16 protein-coding genes are annotated in these 15,675 nt (G+C 64.5%); 10 read left to right on the top strand and 6 right to left on the bottom strand.

What is annotated here, in order from left to right:
• Positions 1 to 12: 12 nt before the first annotated feature.
• Positions 13 to 561: a cupin domain-containing protein gene (locus tag ABID58_RS22895; protein WP_354034812.1), complete on the bottom strand. Its 549-nt coding sequence runs from the start codon at positions 559 to 561 to the stop codon at positions 13 to 15.
• Positions 562 to 709: 148 nt separating this feature from the next.
• Between ABID58_RS22895 and aptA the strand changes: the two genes are divergently transcribed.
• Both aptA and ABID58_RS22885 read left to right on the top strand, forming a co-directional pair.
• Positions 710 to 2,038: an omega-aminotransferase AptA gene (aptA, locus tag ABID58_RS22890; protein WP_148753306.1), complete on the top strand. Its 1,329-nt coding sequence runs from the start codon at positions 710 to 712 to the stop codon at positions 2,036 to 2,038.
• A 71-nt stretch (positions 2,039 to 2,109) separates the two neighbouring features.
• Positions 2,110 to 3,375 carry a D-amino acid dehydrogenase gene (locus ABID58_RS22885; RefSeq protein ID WP_354034811.1) on the top strand — a complete coding sequence of 422 codons (1,266 nt, stop codon included), beginning with the start codon at positions 2,110 to 2,112 and terminating at the stop codon, positions 3,373 to 3,375.
• A gap of 158 nt (positions 3,376 to 3,533) precedes the next feature.
• Here ABID58_RS22885 and ABID58_RS22880 read toward each other — a convergent pair whose 3' ends face one another.
• Positions 3,534 to 4,172 carry a helix-turn-helix domain-containing protein gene (locus ABID58_RS22880; protein ID WP_354034810.1) on the bottom strand — a complete coding sequence of 213 codons (639 nt, stop codon included), beginning with the start codon at positions 4,170 to 4,172 and terminating at the stop codon, positions 3,534 to 3,536.
• 180 nt (positions 4,173 to 4,352) lie between these two features.
• Here ABID58_RS22880 and ABID58_RS22875 point away from each other — a divergent pair, with 180 nt between their 5' ends.
• The 4 genes from ABID58_RS22875 to ABID58_RS22860 are packed head-to-tail and all read left to right on the top strand — an operon-like array spanning position 4,353 to position 7,817.
• The gene (locus ABID58_RS22875; RefSeq protein WP_354034808.1) at positions 4,353 to 5,111 is read left to right on the top strand and encodes an ABC transporter substrate-binding protein; all 759 of its coding nucleotides are present in this window, start codon (positions 4,353 to 4,355) and stop codon (positions 5,109 to 5,111) included.
• A gap of 25 nt (positions 5,112 to 5,136) precedes the next feature.
• Complete coding sequence (locus tag ABID58_RS22870) at positions 5,137 to 5,790, top strand: amino acid ABC transporter permease (protein WP_354034806.1); 654 nt, start codon at positions 5,137 to 5,139, stop codon at positions 5,788 to 5,790.
• A complete protein-coding gene (locus ABID58_RS22865) occupies positions 5,787 to 6,518 on the top strand; it encodes an amino acid ABC transporter ATP-binding protein (protein ID WP_354034804.1) in 732 nt (243 codons plus the stop codon). The genes ABID58_RS22870 and ABID58_RS22865 overlap by 4 nt, the downstream gene beginning before the upstream one ends.
• A gap of 12 nt (positions 6,519 to 6,530) precedes the next feature.
• On the top strand, positions 6,531 to 7,817 hold the full coding sequence (locus ABID58_RS22860; RefSeq protein ID WP_354034802.1) for an NAD(P)/FAD-dependent oxidoreductase: 1,287 nt from the start codon (positions 6,531 to 6,533) through the stop codon (positions 7,815 to 7,817).
• Here the strand turns inward: ABID58_RS22860 and ABID58_RS22855 are convergent.
• A complete protein-coding gene (locus ABID58_RS22855; protein WP_354034800.1) occupies positions 7,814 to 9,403 on the bottom strand; it encodes a gamma-glutamyltransferase family protein in 1,590 nt (529 codons plus the stop codon). The genes ABID58_RS22860 and ABID58_RS22855 overlap by 4 nt on opposite strands.
• A 191-nt stretch (positions 9,404 to 9,594) precedes the next feature.
• On the opposite strand from ABID58_RS22855, the gene ABID58_RS22850 reads away from it, so the two are divergent.
• On the top strand, positions 9,595 to 9,762 hold the full coding sequence (locus tag ABID58_RS22850; protein ID WP_354034798.1) for a hypothetical protein: 168 nt from the start codon (positions 9,595 to 9,597) through the stop codon (positions 9,760 to 9,762).
• Between the two features lie 21 nt (positions 9,763 to 9,783).
• Here ABID58_RS22850 and ABID58_RS22845 read toward each other — a convergent pair whose 3' ends face one another.
• Both ABID58_RS22845 and ABID58_RS22840 read right to left on the bottom strand, forming a co-directional pair.
• The gene (locus ABID58_RS22845) at positions 9,784 to 9,960 is read right to left on the bottom strand and encodes a hypothetical protein (protein WP_187435082.1); all 177 of its coding nucleotides are present in this window, start codon (positions 9,958 to 9,960) and stop codon (positions 9,784 to 9,786) included.
• Between the two features lie 9 nt (positions 9,961 to 9,969).
• Positions 9,970 to 10,203 carry a DUF6894 family protein gene (locus ABID58_RS22840; protein ID WP_187435083.1) on the bottom strand — a complete coding sequence of 78 codons (234 nt, stop codon included), beginning with the start codon at positions 10,201 to 10,203 and terminating at the stop codon, positions 9,970 to 9,972.
• 206 nt (positions 10,204 to 10,409) lie between these two features.
• On the opposite strand from ABID58_RS22840, the gene ABID58_RS22835 reads away from it, so the two are divergent.
• From ABID58_RS22835 to ABID58_RS22825, 3 genes are all read left to right on the top strand, one after another.
• Positions 10,410 to 12,485, top strand: a complete 2,076-nt coding sequence (locus tag ABID58_RS22835; RefSeq protein WP_354034797.1) for a PQQ-dependent sugar dehydrogenase — start codon at positions 10,410 to 10,412, stop codon at positions 12,483 to 12,485.
• Complete coding sequence (locus tag ABID58_RS22830) at positions 12,442 to 13,383, top strand: SMP-30/gluconolactonase/LRE family protein (protein WP_354034795.1); 942 nt, start codon at positions 12,442 to 12,444, stop codon at positions 13,381 to 13,383. The genes ABID58_RS22835 and ABID58_RS22830 overlap by 44 nt, the downstream gene beginning before the upstream one ends.
• A gap of 127 nt (positions 13,384 to 13,510) precedes the next feature.
• Complete coding sequence (locus ABID58_RS22825) at positions 13,511 to 14,536, top strand: histone deacetylase family protein (protein ID WP_354034793.1); 1,026 nt, start codon at positions 13,511 to 13,513, stop codon at positions 14,534 to 14,536.
• 10 nt (positions 14,537 to 14,546) lie between these two features.
• Here the strand turns inward: ABID58_RS22825 and ABID58_RS22820 are convergent, their stop codons facing one another.
• Positions 14,547 to 15,386, bottom strand: coding sequence for a Crp/Fnr family transcriptional regulator (locus ABID58_RS22820; RefSeq protein WP_354034791.1), 840 nt, complete (start codon positions 15,384 to 15,386; stop codon positions 14,547 to 14,549).
• Positions 15,387 to 15,675: the final 289 nt, after the last annotated feature.

Below are 15,675 nucleotides of genomic sequence, written 5' to 3'. Positions count from 1 at the left end.
CCTGCCGCCGGCTCAAAACGTCGGCGGCGTGCAGGCCGAGATCACTTCGCACGGCTTGCCGCCGACGCAGCGGAAGCGATGCGGACGGCGGCTCTCGAAATAATAGGCATCGCCCGGATTGAGAATGCGGCGCTCGTCCTCGACGGTGACTTCGAGCTTTCCTGAAATCACGATACCGCCTTCCTCACCGTCATGAATAAGATGCACGCGCCCGGTATCGCTGCCGGGCTCGTAGCGCTCCTTCAAGATCTGCAGGCTGCGGCCGAACAGATTGTCGCCGACTTGCCGATACGAGATCGGCTTCTTACCGACCTCGGTCAGCTCTTCCGAGCGGTAGAAGATCTTGCGACGACTCTCCGGCTCCAGCGCGAAGAACTCGGCGAGCCCCATCGGGATGCCGTCGAGGATGCGCTTGAGCGCGCCGACCGACGGGTTCATCTGGTTGGATTCGATCAGCGAGATCGTCGAATTGGTGACGCCGGCGCGCTTGGCGAGCTCCCGCTGCGACAGCTTGTGGCGCGCCCGGATGAATCGCAGCCGTCCACCGATGTCGACGCTCATGCCCAAATCCCTGTTGCAGGTGTTGCGGATCGCGCAAATATGGACCGGCAGCCCCAGTTAAATCAATGGTTTGCAGGCCGTCAGAAAAGGACTTGTTGCGCTTTGGAAGCCGTGCCTCTGCTGTGCCGTCAGCAAAGGAGCGTGGCCCGTGACCCTTCATCAGATTCCGAACACTATCAAGACCGACTCGTTCTGGATGCCGTTCACGGCCAACCGTCAGTTCAAGAAGGCGCCGCGCCTGTTCTCCTCGGCCGAGGGCATGCATTACACCACCGTCGACGGCCGCAAGGTGATCGACGGCTCCGCCGGCCTCTGGTGCGTCAACGCCGGCCACGGCCGCAAGCAGATCGCCGCCGCAGTCGAGCGGCAGCTGATGACGCTGGACTTCGCGCCGTCATTCCAGATGGGCCATCCGCTGGCGTTCGACTTCGCCGAGCGCCTCGCCGAGATCGCGCCCAAGGGCCTCGATCGCATCTTCTTCACCAACTCCGGCTCTGAATCGGTCGACACCGCGCTGAAGATCGCGCTCGCCTATCATCGCGCCAACGGCCAGTCGAGCCGCACCCGCCTGATCGGCCGCGAGCGCGGTTATCACGGCGTCGGCTTCGGCGGCACGTCGGTGGGCGGCATGGTCGCCAACCGCCGCGCCTTCGCCACGCTGCTGCCTGGCGTCGATCACATCCGCCACACCCACGATCTCGGCCGTAACGCCTTCGCCAAGGACCAGCCGGAGCACGGCGCGGAGCTTGCTGATGATCTCGAGCGTCTGGTGGCCTTGCATGGTGCCGAGACCATCGCTGCCGTCATCGTCGAGCCGGTGCCGGGATCGACCGCGGTGCTGCCGCCGCCGAAGGGCTATCTGCAGCGCCTGCGCGCGATCTGCGACAAGCACGGCATCCTCCTGATCTTCGACGAAGTCATCACCGGCTTCGGCCGCCTCGGCACGCCGTTCGCCGCCGACTTCTTCGGCGTCACGCCTGATATGATGACGACGGCCAAGGGCATCACCAACGGCACCATTCCCTGCGGCGCGGTGTTCGCCAGCCGCAAGATTCACGATGGCATGATGGTCGGTCCGGAGAACCAGATGGAGCTGTTCCACGGCTACACTTATTCCGCGCATCCGACCGCCTGTGCCGCGGGTATCGCCACGCTCGACATCTACAAGGACGAGGGCCTGCTCACGCGTGGTGCGTCGATCGCCGAATATTGGCGCGATGCGCTGCACTCGCTCAAAGGCCTGCCGAATGTCGTCGACATCCGCAATTGCGGCCTGATGGGCGCGGTCGAGCTGTCGTCGCGTGACGGAACGGTCGGTGCGCGCGGCTATGACGTCATGGTCGACTGCTTCAATCGCGGGCTCTACTTCCGCATGAGCGGCGACTCTTTCGCGCTGTCGCCGCCGCTCATTGTCGAGAAGAGCCATATCGACGACATCGTGTCGATCCTGGGCGATGCCATCAAGCGGGTGGCCTGATAATTGCTCCCGCGGTTCACGGAGTTTCTTCTTGCAGCGGCGAACGTGATGCCGCGGGAGTTTGACGAAGCGTGAAAGTTCTGATCCTCGGCAGCGGTGTCATCGGTGTCACCTCTGCCTACTACCTCGCGCGTGCCGGTCACGAGGTGACGGTCGTCGACCGTCAGCCCGAACCGGCGCTGGAGACCTCTTTTGCCAATGCCGGCGAAGTGTCGCCCGGCTATTCCTCGCCGTGGGCCGGCCCCGGCGTGCCGGTGAAGGCGGTCAAATGGCTTCTGATGAAGCACGGCCCGCTGGTGGTCCGGCCGAAGCTCGACCCAGTGATGTGGGTCTGGCTGCTCAAGATGCTGCGCAACTGCACCAGCGCGCGCTATGCGGTCAACAAGAGCCGGATGATCCCGATCGCGGAATACAGCCGCGACTGCCTGCGCGATCTGCGCCGCGACATCGGCATTCAATATGACGAGCGCACGCGGGGCACGCTGCAGCTGTTCCGCTACCAGGCGCAGCTCGACGGCACCGGCGAAGACATCGCCGTGCTCAAGCAATATGGCGTGCCTTACGAAGTGCTGAGCCGCGAGGGCTGCATCGCGGTCGAGCCGGCGCTTGCCGGCGTCAAGGAGAAGTTCGCCGGCGGGCTTCGTCTGCCGCAGGACGAGACCGGCGACTGCCACATGTTCACGCAGGCGCTGGCCAAGCATGCCGAAGCGCTCGGCGTGCGATTCATGTTCAATACCGGCATTGATCGGATCGTCACCGATGGCACGCGCCTCAGCGGTGTCGCGACCAGCGCCGGGATGCTGCAGGCCGACGCTTACGTCCTTGCGCTCGGAAGCTGGTCGTCGCGGCTCGTTGCGCCGCTCGGCATTTCGCTGCCGGTCTATCCGGTGAAGGGCTATTCGATCACGGTGCCGATCAAGGACGCCTCCGGCGCGCCGGAATCGACCGTGATGGACGAGAGCTACAAGGTCGCGATCACGCGCCTCGGCAATCGCATCCGCGTCGGCGGCACCGCCGAGATCTCCGGCTTCTCGACCAAGCTCTATGATGCGCGGCGCGCCACGCTCAATCACTCCCTGACCGATCTGTTCCCGCGCGGCGGCGATCTCTCCAAGGCGACGTTCTGGAGCGGCCTGCGTCCGATGACGCCGGATGGCCCACCCGTGATCGGCCCGACGCGTTACAGCAATCTCCATCTCAACACCGGCCACGGCACGCTCGGCTGGACCATGTCCTGCGGCTCCGGGCGCGTGCTCGCGGACATGTTGTCGGGCAAGAAGCCGGAGGTGGATGTGAGTGCGCTGACGGTGGACCGGTATCAGCACCGATTTGGCTAAGACTCTATCCCTCGTCATTGCGAGGAGCCCTTGCGACGAAGCAATCCAGACTGCCTCCGCGGAAAGACTCTGGATTGCTTCGCTTCGCTCGCAATGACGATGTGGAGACGCTGCGGTTCTTCTTATCTTCTCCGTGCGCGGTGGTAGTGAGCACGGAGCTACCCTGCCCCCGTCACGCAATTCACCCACAGCACCACGGCCTTCGCATCCTGCGCCGGATTGGAAAACCGGTGCGGCCTTCGGCTCGCGAACCGAAAGCTGTCGCCTGTCTTCAGCGACCACGTCTCGCTGTCCACCGTCAGCATCATCTCGCCTTCGAGCACCAGGCCGGCCTCTTCGCCGTCATGGGTGTAGAGCTCGTCGCCGGTAGAGCCGCCGGGCTCGAGATGCACCAGGAACAGGTTCAGCTTGTTGTCGGCACTCGCAGGGCTCAGCAATTGTTTTGAGACGCCGGTGCGCCAGAGTTTGAGTTCGGGCCGCTGCGATCCGCGCGTCACCACCTGATCGGATGTGCCGTCGGCGCTCGGGCTTGCGCCGAACAGCGCGGCGATGCCAACGCCGAGCACGTCGGCGAGCGTGGCCAGCACGCGCAGCGACGGCGACGACAGGCCGCGCTCGATCTGGCTGAGGAACCCGATCGACAGCTCCGTGCGCGCGGCGATCGTTTCGAGCGAGAATTGCCTGATGCGCCTGAGATCGCGGATGCGGCGACCGACAGCGACGTCCATGGCAGGCTCCGCGGGCTTCGCGATAGCCTTGGCCTTCTTCACCGGCTTTGCGGCGGCCGGTTTGCGCATTCTTTTGCCACCGCTCACGTCAAACCGCTTCCTTCATGTGCATGAAAACTGCTTGCATCGCGGGCGAAAGTGTGGCCCAATTTTCATATTGGTGAAAATAGGCCGAAACGGCTCGGCCCGCAATGTCTGCGATGACGACATTTGCGAGCGCCGCATCGGCCGGGCCCAAAGGGGGATGCGATGAAGCGTTTTGGTCTGGCCGCGGTCGCGGCGCTCGCACTTGCGGCCATAGCGCCGGCTTCGGCGCAGCAGGTGCTGAAGGTCGGCTCGACGCCGACGGGCATTCCCTTCACCTTCCTCGACACCAAGACCAACACCATCCAGGGCATCATGGTCGATCTCATCATCGAGATCGGCAAGGATGCCGGCCTCAGCGTGCAGATCGAGCCGATGCAGTTCTCGGCGCTGATCCCGTCGCTGACCTCGAGCAAGATCGACATCATCGCGGCTGCGATGTTCATCACCGCGCCGCGCAAGGAGGTCGTCGACTTCTCCGACCCGATCTACACCTACGGCGAAGGCCTGGTGGTGCCGAAGGCCGACACCAAGGCCTATGCCACACAGGACGATCTGAAGGGCGAGACGGTCGGCGCCCAGGTCGGCACCGCCTTCGTCGACGCGCTGAAGAAGTCCGGCCTGTTCGCCGACGTCAAGGCCTACGACACCATCCCCGACATCCTGCGCGACGTGAACACCGGGCGCCTCAAGGCCGGCTACGCCGATTATCCGATTCTGGCCTATAATTTGAAGCAGGGCGGCTTCCCCGAGGTGCGTCTCGTCGACGGCTACAAGCCCGTTACCGTCGGCTCGGTCGGCATCGGCGTGCGCAAGGGCGAGAGCGCGCTGCTCGGCAAGATCAACGCGTCGCTGGCGAAGCTCAAGGCCAACGGCACCATCGACAAGATTCTCGGTAAATGGGGCCTGAAGGCACAGGGCTGATGAAAGGTCCATCGAAGGTTGCCCGATGAGAGGCTTCTGGCACGACGCCGTCGAGTTCTTCCCGATCCTGATGAGCGGCGTCGCGCTGACGATCATCGTCACCATCGGCTCGCTGCTGCTCTCGACGGTGCTCGGCCTGATCTGGGCGATGATGCGGGTTTCCGGCATCAAGGCGCTGTCGATGCTCAGCGCCAGCCTGATCAACGTGATCCGCGGCATTCCGATCATCGTGCTGCTGTTCTACCTCTACTTCGTGATGCCCGATCTCGGCGTCACGCTGTCGGCGCTGCAGGCCGCAATCCTTGGGCTCGGCATCGCCTATTCGGCCTATCAGGCCGAAAACTTCCGCGCCGGCATCGAGGCGATCGACAAGGGCCAGATCGAAGCGGCGCAGTCGATCGGCATGGGCTGGTGGCTCACCATGCGCCGCGTGGTGCTGCCGCAGGCAGTGCGCATCGTGCTGCCACCTTACGGCAACGTCATGATCATGATGCTGAAGGATTCCTCGCAGGCGTCGACCATCACGGTCGCCGAGCTCGCGCTTCAGGGCAAGCTGATTGCGTCATCAACCTTCAAGAACACCAACGTGTTCACGATGGTGGCGCTGATGTACCTCACCATGAGCATTCCGCTGATCCTGCTGGTTCGCCACTTCGAGAAGCGGGCGGGCAAGAAATGATCGAGCTCACCGACGTCCACAAGAGCTTTGGCCAGAACGAGGTGCTCAAGGGCATCACCGCGAACGTTGAGAAGGGCGAGGTGGTCTGCATCATCGGTCCCTCAGGTTCGGGCAAGTCCACCATTTTGCGCTGTATCAACGGACTTGAAAGCTACGATCGTGGTGAGATCAACATCGAGGGCCTGAAGGTCGACCGCGATGCGCGGTCGATTGTGAAAGTCCGCACCCAGGTCTCGATGGTGTTCCAGCGCTTCAACCTGTTCCCGCATCGGACGGTGCTCGAAAACGTTGTCGAGGGGCCACTCTTCGTGAAGAGGGAGCCGCGTGTCCAGGTGCTCGAGCGCGGCCGCGCACTGCTTGCGCAAGTGGGCCTGGCCGAGAAAGCCGACGCGCATCCGCCGCAGCTTTCCGGCGGCCAGCAGCAGCGCGTCGCGATTGCGCGGGCCCTGGCGATGCAGCCGAAGGCGATCCTGTTCGACGAGCCGACCTCGGCGCTCGATCCGGAGCTCGTCGGCGACGTCCTCGGTGTGATGCGCAAGCTCGCCGACGACGGCATGACCATGGTCGTCGTTACCCACGAGATGGGCTTTGCCCGCGACGTTGCCGATCGCGTGCTGTTCATCGATGGCGGCGTCATCGTCGAGCAGGGGCCGGCCAAAACACTGCTGAACCAACCCCAGCATTCGCGCACGCAGGACTTTTTGCGCCGCGTCCTGCATCCGCTCTGACCGGATTTCGCCATGACTACGCGCCTGCCTCTGCCGCCCTCGCTCTATGCGGACACCGCTGTCGCGCCGGTGGCCACGCCGCCGCTCGATGCGGACAAGACCGTCTCCGTCGCGATCGTCGGCGGTGGCTATACGGGGCTGTCCACGGCGCTGCATCTGGCGGAGCAGGGCGTCGAGGCGCTGGTGCTGGAGGCGCAGGAGCCGGGCTGGGGCGCGTCGGGCAACAATGGCGGCCACACCAATCCGGGCCTGAAGCACGATCCCGATCAGATCGAGGCGGATTTCGGCGCGGAGCGCGGCCGCCGCATGATCGAGTTCTCCTACGGCACGACCAATTTCACGCATGATTTGATCCGCCGCTACCAGATCCCGTGCGAGGCGCGGCAGAACGGCACGCTGCGCGCGGCCTATAATGAGGCCAGCGCCGCCGCGATCGAAAAGACCGCACAGCAATGCATCCGCCGCGGCATGCCGGTGTCGTATCTGAACCGCGAGCAGCTGCGCGAGATGACCGGCACGGATCGCTACATCGGCGCCATGCTTGATGCGCGCGGCGGCGACCTGCATCCGCTCAGCTACGCCCGAGGCCTCGCGCGCGCCGCGATCTCCGCCGGCGCGAAGGTTTATGGCGAGACGCCGGCGCTATCACTCCGGCGCGACGGCAGCCGCTGGCGGATCGAGACGCCGCGCGCGGTCGTGCATGCTGATAAGATATTGCTCGCCACAAACGGTTTCACTGACGATCTCTGGCCCGCACTCCGCCGCACCATCGTGCCGGTATTCTCTTCGATCGCAGCCACCGCGCCCCTTTCGGACGACGTCGCGCGCTCGATCATGCCGACGCGTCCCGTCCTCTACGAGAGCGGCCACATCACGGTGTATTACCGCATCGATCAGCAGAACCGCCTCTTGATGGGCGGCCGCGGACCGATGCGCTGGATCAATTCGCCGAACGACGTCGCCTATCTCGTCCGCTACGCCGAGCGGCTCTGGCCACAGCTCAAGGGCGTGGCCTGGACCCACGGCTGGAACAGCCGGCTCGCGATCACCAAGGATCATTATCCGCATCTGCATGAGCCGGCGGAGCACATCCTGATCTCGCTCGGCTGCAACGGTCGCGGCGTCGCGCTCTCGACCGCGATGGGTGCGCAGCTCGCGCGCCGGTTGATCGGAGGCGCCAAAGCCGGGATCGACATGCCCGTCACCGGGATCAAGCCGATCCCAATGCACGCGTTCTGGCCGGTCGGCGTGACCACTGCGGTGATTGCTGGCCGTGTCCGAGACCGGCTGGGGATCTAGCTTTCCGCTATCGCGTCGGCCCAGGGCTGGAAGATCTCGACCGCGCCGGAATTGATGTCGCCGTCGCGCATCACCACGCTCGGGCAGGCGAACTTCATCGGCAGGGTCTGCACCGGGGTTTCCTTGTAGTCGAAGCGTGCGGCAAGCGCCTTGCGTGCATCCGCCGGCAGCCGCGTGTCGCCGAGCACGATCGCGCCTTCGCTGCAATCGATGCGGGGCTGATGGATGGCTGCATCGAGGTCCATGTCGAAATCCATCGCAAAGGACACGAGCTGCATCACCGACGGCAGGATGCGGCGGCCGCCGGAGGCACCGACCGCGAGGCGCTTGCCGTCCCTGGTCTCGGCGATAACAGGGGTGTAGTTGGTGAGGCAGCGCTTGCCGGGGGCGAGCGAGTTGGTGGTAGCAGGCGTCGGATCGAACCACATGATGCCGTTGTTCATGGCAATGCCGGTGTGCGGCGTCACATATTTCGAGCCAAAGGACGAGAGCAGCGTCTGCGTCACCGCGGCAATGTTGCCGTCTCGGTCGACCACGGAGAAATGCGTGGTGCAGGCCGGCGCCAGATATTCGGCGCCGAGCGCGCGCTTGCCGTCGGCATCGCCCATGTCCTTGAGCCGCTCGCGATAGGCTGCCTGCAAGGCGAGCGCATATTCGACATAGGCGGCCGCATCCGGCGTGCCGGCCGGCTTCAGACCTTGCTGCAGCAGGCGCAGCGCATGCGCCATGGTTGGCCCGGCGGTGAGTTCGGGCGTCGCAAGCACCTTGCCGCCGCGATAGGGGATCGCTAGCGGCTCGCGCAGATGTGCGCGGAACGCGGCGAGATCCTCGACCGACAGCGAGCCGCCATCGGCCCTGATGTCGGACGCGATGCTCTTGGCGAGATCGCCCTGATAGAAGTCGCGCGGTCCGGCTTCGGCGAGGTGCAACAGCGTCGCCTTCAAATTGTCCTGCGGTAGCCGGATCTCAGCCTCGATGCTCCAGGGCGGGCTCGGGGGCAGGCCGTCCTGCAAAAACATTGCCGCGCTCGCGGGATAGCGCCGAAGATCTGCCGCCGAGCCCGCGATCGTCAGCGCGGTCCACCAGTCGGCCAGCAGGCCCTCGCCGGCGAGCGCCGCAGCCGGAGCGACCAGGTCTTTCCACGTCATCCGGGCGTGTCGACGGTGCGCCTCCTCCATGCCGGCGACGACACCTGGCACGGCGATCGCGCCGGGGCCGTGAACGTTGCGGTCGTCCTTCACCCGCGGCCACGGAAACAGGTCGGAAGCGGCGCGTTCTCCGGTGATGGGATAATCGGCCGCACGGAGGCTTTGCGGTGCGCACATGCCATAGTCGATCACCTCGTAGCGATTTTCCTTGGCGCGGTAGAGCACCATCGCGCCCCCGCCGCCGATGCCGCTGTTCCAGGGCTCTAGAACATTCAGCGCAAAGGTGGTCGCCACGATCGCGTCGACGCAGTCGCCGCCCGCTGCCAGCACCTGCGCTCCCACCTCGGCCGCCCGCCGCGATTGCGAGGCGACAATGCCGCCCTTGGAGGTGACGGCGGGTTTGCGGACGGTTTGGTTGAGGCTGAACTGATGAGGCATGATGTCGTTTTGTGTCTTCGGTTATCGTTGCTTCGCGCACGCTGACAATGGCACATCGCCTTCAACGAGAACATCCACTGGGAGGAACGACATGGCAGGTGTGAAACAGGCGCGGGTTGGCGCCGTCGGGATATTGACGCTCGACGAGCCGGAGAGCCTGAACGCAATGACGCCGGTCCTGCTCGGCGCGCTTGCCGGTCGCGACGCGCGCACTGGTCGAGGAGAGCGAGCACACCAGCTACGAGGCGCAGTTCCGCCGCGAGATCGAACTTCAGGCCATCATCGGCACAAGCGCCGACGCTATCGAAGGCCGCAAGGCCTTCGTCGAGAAGCGCAAGGGGAAGTTTACGGGGAAGTAGGCGAGAAGGAGCGGGCTGCGCTCAGAGCTCGCGGTTCAGCCGGCTGGCCTGATATTTGGCGTGCCATTTTGGGCCAGGGCCGCGCATGTAGTAGAGCTCGGGGCGGTAGGGGTTGCCTGCGATCCGCACCAGCTTCTGCCATTTGGTGGCGACGAAGGTGAGGGGCTGGCGGAGCAGAGTCAATGACGCGAGCAGCATGGCATCACCTCAGTGCGGCTTGCCGAGCATGGCGGTGAAGGGAAGATCGAAAATCTCCTCGCCGTCGTCGTCGCTGATATGGATCACCCAATCACGCCAATCCTCGGCGCCGGGCGTCTCGATCATCGCGCGCATGATCTGAGCGGCGCGGTCGCGCGCCTCGGTCAGGTTGGCGACTGCCGTGCCGTAACGATCGATCAGCGTGCCTTCGGCATTCGAGCAGTGGAAATACATCTGAACCATGCACGCCTCCTCTGGAAAGCGATTTGGACGGCATATCGATACCACCCGAACAGAACGAAAAATATTCGGGCCAAGCCCGGTAAGGGAATCTACGGAGATTGGTCGGCACCACGCGCCTTGCGGGTTTGATCACAGGCGGGTGATGTTCAACTGGACGGCGCCTGTGCGGCATGGAACAACCTTCGACCGAAATCCGGGAGGCGGCTGTGAATCATCTCACATTCCAGGTTGGACACCGAAGCTTGTGCGTAGGTGTCGTCGCCTTCGCGGCAGTCCTGCTCGGCTTTGGCTCACTGGCCGCGTCCGACCCCTTGAGGAAAAGCGGCTACGCGGTGGGAACGGAGACCTGCGGCAGCGGCGATCTCACCTTTCCCAAGGTCCAGATCGACATGAAGGCCGGCTTTTGCGCCGGCCTCGTCGCCAGCGAAGAGGACCGTCTGAAGTTTCCGCGGTCGATCATCCAGGTGCCCGGCCGGGACCTGTTCGTGGTCGCCGACATGGGCGGCTGGGGCCATACCGATGGCCGGCTGCTGCTGCTCGACCCGCACGCTGCCCAGGGGCAGCGCTTCAAGGAGCTCCTGACCGGGGTCGAATATCCGTTCGGCCTCGTGATCGGTCCGGACAAGAAACTCTATGCCTCGACCGCCGAGACCATCTTCCGCCTCGATCCGCTCGCGGACGATCCGCGCGGCACGGTCGAGACCATCATTCGTCACATGCCGGGCCGCCGCATCACGCTGCCTGACGGCACGAAGCTCGACGAGAGCGCGCACCCGCTCAAGCAGTTCGTGTTCGACCGCAACGGGCGGCTGTTCGTCAATGTCGGCGCCCACAGCGACGATTGTATCACGCCGGCGCCGATCACGAGACCTTGCGCGGCGGCTGAAGGTTCTTCCGCCATGGCTGCGATCTGGCTGTTCACGCCGCCGTCGGGGGGCGTCTTCCCGGCGTTGAAGCCGAACGATCCCGATCCGCCGCATACGGTCTACGCGCGGGGCCTGCGCAACTCGATGGCGCTGGCGCTGCACCCGAACTTTCCCGACGCCGGCTACGCGTTCCTGCAAGGCGAAAACGGCCGCGATCTGCCCGACATCTTCGAGCCGAACGAGGAAATCAACGCGATCGAGCGGGGCAGGCACTACGGCTGGCCTTATTGTTATGATTTGTCGACGCCGAGTCCCGAGTTCAAGCGCGTGCTGCAATCCGGCGTCTATAAATCGCTTTGCACGGCGAACGCGCTTTACAAGCAGCCGTTCTCGCTGCTGCCGCCCCATGCTGCGCCGCTCGCGATGTTGTATTATTACGGCGCCAAATTTCCGGAGCTCGAAGGCAAGCTGCTGGTCGGCCTGCACGGTTATCGCCCGACCGGCAGCCGCGTGCTGATCTACGACGTCGACGACCACGGTTTTCCAAAACCCGCGCCGGCGCCGGTGCGCTACCACGTCAGTTGTGCGGCCGATCCGACCCACAATTTTCAGACCGACGCCGGAGATGTCGCCGCCGCGCCATTCGAGGAGTTGATCGCCGGCTGGCATCGCGTCAATGGTGCGCGGCCGCAAGGCGCGCCGGTCGGCATCACGGTCGCAGAGGACGGTGCGATCTGGCTGGTCGAGGACAAGAACCAGACGATCATCCGCATCGATCGCGCCGCGGGCGATCCGCCGCCGCCGCTGCCCTGCGACACGCGCAGCCAGGCGCTGATTGACCAACTCGCCGCCTTCGTCGCCAGGGATGCGCAAAACAAGATCCGGCTCGCCACGCTGCGCAAAAACCTCGTCGAAAAGCACTGCGTCGGCTGTCACTCCGATTTCGGTCTGAAGGCGGGGCAGTCGGATGCCGATAAGGATGCGACCGTGCTCCGTTTCATGTTGTCGCAGGATGGCTGGATCTATCCGGGCGATCCGGAGTCCGGCAAGCTGCGCACACGGCTGCGCGGCATGGGCGCGGAGAAGCTGATGCCGCCGGGCGGTGAGAGCCTGCCCAAGACCGAGCCCGGTTATGCAGCTCTGCTCACGACTGCGGATCAGCTCGTTGCCAAGATGGTTCCGGGAACGCCGATGCGCATCAAGCTCGGCCTGCCGCAGCGCAAGTTTTATGGCAAGGCGAACAAGGAATGCGGCGAAATACCGGCCGCCAAGGTCGTTGTCGTGACACAAAGGAACGCTGTAGACAAACCGGGCTTCAGTCGATTCTTCCGGCCGGCCGATCCTTACTTGAATGGCGAGTGCAGCGACGACGATGGCTATTTCATCCGGCAGGAATTTCTGGTGCCTGTGCAGTAGCATCCTGCTCGTCGTCGCCACGCCGCTCGTCGCGGCCGAGACGAAGCTGTTCGAAAGCGTGCAGGTGACGCCGGCCAGCGAATATACGTTCGGCATCGAAGGGCCTGCCGCCGATCTCGATGGCAACCTCTTCGTCGTCAATTTCGGCAAGCCCGGCACCATCGGCCGATTGCCCGCAGGTGGCACGGCGTCGGAGGCCTTCACGGCGCTTCCCGAGGGCAGCGTCGGCAACGCCATCCGCTTCGATCGCAACGGCACGATGTTCATCGCCGACTACAAGAAGCACAACATTTTTGCGATCCCGAAGGGTAGCTCCGAGCCCGGCGTCTGGTTTCACTCCGACGAGATGAACCAGCCCAACGACATCACCATCGCCCGCGACGGCACGATCTATGCGAGCGATCCGAACTGGAAAGGTCGCGAAGGCCACGTCTGGCGCATTGCGAAAGCCGCCGATGGCACGGTGCAGGGACAGGTCATGTCAGCACCGCGCGCGATGGGCACCACCAACGGCATCGACCTCAGCCCCGACGGCAACACGCTCTATGTCGGTGAATCCAGCAGCGGCCAGGTCTGGTCCTACACCATCCGCGGCAACGCGCTCACCGACGCGAAGCTCGTCAAGGCGTTCCAGCCCGACACCATCGACGGCCTGCGTACCGATATCACCGGCCGCCTCTATGTCGCGCGCATCCTCAAGGGGACGATCGCGCTGATGAAGCCCAACGGGGCGGTCGAGCGCGAGATCGCGCTGAGGGCCAAGGAGCCGACCAATCTCGCCTTCGGCGGCGGCGACGGCAAAACCGTCTTCGTCACCCAGCGTCAGGGCGGCTTTATCGAATCCTTCCGCACCGACCAGCAGGGCCGCGAGCACTGTCTCCAGCGCGGGCGCTGCTGAGCGCCTCACGGGCGGTCTGCTTCCGGCGCAGAGCGGCACGGCACGAGCGGCATTCTTCTTGCTTGCATCTGGCCGCCGCGGGCATTTAGACATCTGTGGCATCGTCAATGCGACCACGGAGTATCGAGTGAAAGCCGTCCATACCGAACTGCACCGCAGCCACGATCCGCAATTCTTCCTGGTTCGCGGCGTCGTCAAGCGCACCACCGAGCAGCCTGAGCGCGCAGACCGCCTGCTCAAGGGTCTGAAGGACGGCAAGCATCAACTGGTCGAGCCGACGACATTCGGCCAGGGCCCGCGCGCGCGCATTCACAGCCCCGAATATCTATCGTTCCTGAGTGAAGCCTGGGACGCCTGGAAAGCACTCGGCGATTCCGGCCCGGAGATGATCGGCAACATCCATCCCGTGCGACATGCCGCGACCTATCCCACCCACATTGTCGGCAAGCTCGGCTGGCACACCGCCGACACCGCGGCGCCGATCGGCCCGGGCACCTGGGACGCGGCCTGCGCCGCGACCGACGTCGCGGTCACGGCGGCGCAGATGGTGATGGACGGCGAGGACGCGACCTACGCCCTCTGCCGTCCGCCCGGCCATCACGCCTATCGCGACATGGCCGGCGGCTTCTGCTTCCTCAATAACAGCGCGATTGCCGCGGCTCATCTGCGGCTCAAGCACGAGCGTGTCGTCATTCTCGACGTCGACGTCCACCACGGCAACGGCACGCAAGGCATCTTCTACGCGCGGCCGGACGTCTACACGGTCTCGATCCACGCCGATCCGATCGCGTATTATCCCTATGTGTGGGGCTATGCGCACGAGCGCGGCGAAGGTCCAGGCCTCGGCACCAATCTCAACATTCCGCTGGCGATCGGCACCGGCGATGACGGCTACATCCAGGCGATGGATGTCGCGTGCAAGGCGATCGAAGCCTTCGCGCCCGGCGCGCTCGTGATCGCGCTCGGCCTCGACGCCTCGGAGCACGATCCGTTGAAGGGCCTCGCCGTCACCACGCCCGGCTTCCGCCGCATCGGCCAGGCCATCGCGAAGATGGGCCTGCCGACCGTGTTCGTGCAGGAAGGCGGTTATCTCTCGGATATTCTGGGTGCGAACCTGACTTCAGTGCTGGCAGGATTCGAAGAGGCGCGGTGATTGTCTCGCCCTAATCCTTGAACAGGATCTGCTCGAGCAGGTCGATCCGCCTGATCCGGATGGTGCTGCCATCGATGGCGATGATGCGGCGGTTCTGGAAGCGCTTGAGCATCATCGTGACCCATTGCCGGGTCGAGCCGACCATGGCCGCGATCTGGTCATGGGTGATCTTGCGGTTGATGACGACGGTGTCGCCATCGGCAATGCCGTGCAGCTCCGACAAGGTGAGCAGGAGCTGCGCCAGCCGCTCGATCACCGATCGCGTGCCGAGGATCTGTGCCATCGAGGAATAGCATTTGCCCTTGGCGATGAGGCCGTCGATCAGCGCCAGTGCGAATTGCGGCATGCCGGTCAGGAGCTTCTCGAGCGCCGGGCCCGACAGCGCCGCGATCTCACAGGCCTCGATGGCGATGCCCGACCACATGTGAATGCCGCCACCGGAGACCTCCGGACCGCCGATGAAATGTCCCGGCGTCCAATAGGCGAGCGTGATCTCGCGGCCTGACGGTGCCGTGTAGTAGACCCGCACCTGGCCGCGGCGGATGATGAAGATGCCGTCGTGGCCGTCGCCTTGGCTGAACACCATCCCGCCCTGCGGCACCGTGATCGTGCGGCCGGCCGCATGCACGCGCGCCTGTTCCGGCGCGGACAAGCGATCGAGGAAATGCGCGCCGGCATTCAAGCCGTCGATCGTCTCGCTCATGAACAGCGCCGAGCTTGTGGTCGTCGTACGTGCGCTGCGGGACCGCCGCGACTTCTCGCGGCCGGGCCAGTCGAACCGCACGCCTGCATGTGGCCGCTGGGCAAAAGCGGCAGGCTCGGTCACGGCAGCTTCCTTGAGAATGGTCATCCCAATCCTGAGCTCAACGAGGTCTTGCAAACAGGTAAGTGCGGAGATGGTGCGATGTCCATCTCTTTGCGATCGTTCCAAATCACATAGCAAAGCTTGATATGCGCGCCGAGCGGAGACGAAACGATTCCTCTGTCGATTGCATGGTCCTGAGAAAATCCTTTTGCGCCGGCGCGCGACGGAATCATGACGCCAGCGCTCTATGCTCGCGATGCAAGTAATTGCTTCAACCGCTGCGTCGCGCCTTCGATAGTGACGGTTCGCGTCGCTGCCGGCATGGATCCGGCCT

The sequence above is a fragment of the Bradyrhizobium sp. S3.2.6 genome, from assembly GCF_040546885.1.
In the GTDB taxonomy this organism is placed as follows: Bacteria; Pseudomonadota; Alphaproteobacteria; order Rhizobiales; family Xanthobacteraceae; genus Bradyrhizobium; species Bradyrhizobium cytisi.
Note: the sequence above shows the minus strand (reverse complement) of the source record. Positions and strands in the feature narration are given on the sequence as shown.

Coding starts and splice junctions, on each gene's coding strand:
- ABID58_RS22895 (WP_354034812.1), bottom strand. CDS start 561: ATGAGCGTCGACATCGGTGGACGGCTGCGATTCATCCGGGCGCGCCAC.
- ABID58_RS22845 (WP_187435082.1), bottom strand. CDS start 9,960: ATGCTGCTCGCGTCATTGACTCTGCTCCGCCAGCCCCTCACCTTCGTC.
- ABID58_RS22830 (WP_354034795.1), top strand. CDS start 12,442: ATGGCTATTTCATCCGGCAGGAATTTCTGGTGCCTGTGCAGTAGCATC.
- ABID58_RS22875 (WP_354034808.1), top strand. CDS start 4,353: ATGAAGCGTTTTGGTCTGGCCGCGGTCGCGGCGCTCGCACTTGCGGCC.
- ABID58_RS22880 (WP_354034810.1), bottom strand. CDS start 4,172: ATGCGCAAACCGGCCGCCGCAAAGCCGGTGAAGAAGGCCAAGGCTATC.
- ABID58_RS22860 (WP_354034802.1), top strand. CDS start 6,531: ATGACTACGCGCCTGCCTCTGCCGCCCTCGCTCTATGCGGACACCGCT.
- ABID58_RS22865 (WP_354034804.1), top strand. CDS start 5,787: ATGATCGAGCTCACCGACGTCCACAAGAGCTTTGGCCAGAACGAGGTG.
- ABID58_RS22855 (WP_354034800.1), bottom strand. CDS start 9,403: ATGCCTCATCAGTTCAGCCTCAACCAAACCGTCCGCAAACCCGCCGTC.
- ABID58_RS22840 (WP_187435083.1), bottom strand. CDS start 10,203: ATGGTTCAGATGTATTTCCACTGCTCGAATGCCGAAGGCACGCTGATC.
- ABID58_RS22820 (WP_354034791.1), bottom strand. CDS start 15,386: ATGACCATTCTCAAGGAAGCTGCCGTGACCGAGCCTGCCGCTTTTGCC.
- ABID58_RS22870 (WP_354034806.1), top strand. CDS start 5,137: ATGAGAGGCTTCTGGCACGACGCCGTCGAGTTCTTCCCGATCCTGATG.